The organism is Streptomyces sp. NPDC002784 (assembly GCF_053592135.1).
The window spans coordinates 1-1,123 of record NZ_JBSFVD010000199.1 but is presented as its reverse complement, the minus strand read 5'-3'; the positions used below and the strand labels follow the sequence as shown (position 1 = coordinate 1,123).

Annotated in this window: 3 protein-coding genes and 1 pseudogene; 1 reads left to right on the top strand and 3 read right to left on the bottom strand. The window is 70.2% G+C overall.

The window, feature by feature from the left end; translation table 11 throughout:
- The coding region (locus ACWD1Z_RS37790) for a hypothetical protein (protein ID WP_451125478.1) at positions 1 to 222 on the top strand (222 nt) is incomplete at its 5' end.
- 43 nt (positions 223 to 265) lie between these two features.
- Here ACWD1Z_RS37790 and ACWD1Z_RS37785 read toward each other — a convergent pair.
- The 3 genes and pseudogenes from ACWD1Z_RS37785 to ACWD1Z_RS37775 form a co-directional block, all read right to left on the bottom strand.
- Positions 266 to 571: a hypothetical protein gene (locus ACWD1Z_RS37785; protein WP_451125476.1), complete on the bottom strand. Its 306-nt coding sequence runs from the start codon at positions 569 to 571 to the stop codon at positions 266 to 268.
- 54 nt (positions 572 to 625) lie between these two features.
- On the bottom strand, positions 626 to 847 hold the full coding sequence (locus ACWD1Z_RS37780) for a hypothetical protein (protein WP_451125474.1): 222 nt from the start codon (positions 845 to 847) through the stop codon (positions 626 to 628).
- Positions 848 to 889: 42 nt separating this feature from the next.
- Positions 890 to 1,123 (bottom strand): annotated as a pseudogene (locus tag ACWD1Z_RS37775) (hypothetical protein); the annotation flags it as partial.

Below are 1,123 nucleotides of genomic sequence, written 5' to 3'. Positions count from 1 at the left end.
GCCGCTGGCCTGGTCGGCGGCGACATCTCTCCCCTCCGACGCGAGCAAGTCGACGACGCGCTCGCCGCATCAGTCTTCGAGTTCCATGACCTGGACCGGCCCACCGCTCTTGCGGTCTCGGAACTGGCGACTATGGCCGGCGTCGACCTGGCCACCGCCCACGCCGCCCACCTTGCCCTTGTCACATCGACGACGGACTCGTACAGCACCGCTTCCGGGTAGCCCCCGAGCATGTAGGACAGGGACGCGTACTCCTGTCGGCGGCTCAGCACGCACGGAGAGACGTACGTGTCCGGCTCGAGGCACAGCAGTGCCACGTCTTGGGTGGGGTGAGAGGTTCGATGCCCTGGACCGCGGCGGGCTGCCAGGCGCCGTCCGTGCCACGGAAGAGGACCGCCGCCTCACCGGAAGTCAGTTCGTCGGCGACGTGGCGTGCGGTCATGGCCAGACCCTGGCCGTGCTGGAGCAGGAAGGCGGTGCCAGCGAAGCCCTCGCTGCGTACGCCGTCGGGCTGGAGGCTGGTCTTCACCACAGGGACGACGATGTTGGGGAGCAGGTCGTAGTCGCGCATGGCGCACTGTACCCAAGAGGTGCCACGCCCAGTGATCCCCCGAGTGCGGCACGTTCAGGCAGCCAAGGAGTCCCGCAAGTCGCGTACGGCGCGCTCGTGGTGGTGCTGAGCGGGGATCGCCTCGTACAGGTCCAAGGCGCGGCGGCGGACCAGGCCGGTGCGGTAGTCACCGGGCAGCGCGGTCAGGGCGTCGACCGTACGGCGGCATGCCTGCTCGGTGTCGCCGTGGTGGTGGGAGCAAGCCGCCGCGTCGATGTTCAGCAGGGTGCGGGTCATCGTGCTGGTCGGCGCGGACAGCTCCAGCGCCCATTGCTGGCTCTACTCTGCGCGTCGGGTGTCTCCGAGGGCGGTGAATGCGTGGCTGAGGTGGACGTGGTGTTTCTGCTCGCCGTACGTCAGCCACGTGTCCGACCGCTCGCTCTCGGGGAGCCCGTCCATGAGCGCGTCGGCGGCGGCGAGCGCGGTGCGGGCCTGCTCGCTTTGGTGGTTGAGGGCGTAGGCGCGGGCGGCGACAGCGGCCGCCAGCACCGCGGCGGCAGTCGGCCGGTTCCC

Excerpts from the sequence above, each read along its gene's own strand:
- ACWD1Z_RS37785 (WP_451125476.1), bottom strand. The coding sequence starts at position 571 with ATGCGCGACTACGACCTGCTCCCCAACATCGTCGTCCCTGTGGTGAAG.
- ACWD1Z_RS37780 (WP_451125474.1), bottom strand. The coding sequence starts at position 847 with ATGACCCGCACCCTGCTGAACATCGACGCGGCGGCTTGCTCCCACCAC.